This window comes from Streptomyces sp. URMC 126 (assembly GCF_051386555.1).
Taxonomy (GTDB): Bacteria; Actinomycetota; Actinomycetes; order Streptomycetales; family Streptomycetaceae; genus Streptomyces.
In genome coordinates this window covers 1-334 of record NZ_JBPQTX010000722.1, presented here as the reverse complement: position 1 = coordinate 334, position 334 = coordinate 1, and the positions used below count along the sequence as shown (strand labels likewise).

Annotated in this window: 1 pseudogene; it reads right to left on the bottom strand. The window is 68.3% G+C overall.

From position 1 onward, the window contains the following. Nucleotides 1-266, bottom strand: a pseudogene (locus ACSNOK_RS33630) (winged helix-turn-helix transcriptional regulator); the annotation flags it as partial. Nucleotides 267-334: the final 68 nt, after the last annotated feature.

The following is a 334-nucleotide window of genomic DNA, read 5'->3' as shown; positions in this document are numbered from 1 at the left end:
ACGTCGATGGAGGTTGCGCCGATGTCCACGCCGAGGAAGCGCAGACCTGGTGCGAGCCGCACGCTGTGGGACCGCCGGCCCCCTCGGGAAGCAGCGAACCCATCGGTGGCCACGAGGCCCGTCTCCAGCAGCCGGTCGATCTAAACAGCCAGTTTGGAGCGGGAGAGCTGGATGCGTTCCCCCAGTTCGGCCCGTGAGCTGCGCCCACCGTCCCGCAGCAGACGCAGCAGGTGTGCCTGGTGAGTATTGGCCGGCCGAGCCGTCATCCGCCGCACGAGCACTCCTCAACGTCGGTCGCTGCGCGTTGAGACACCGCCCAGCGAACGAACCCTGA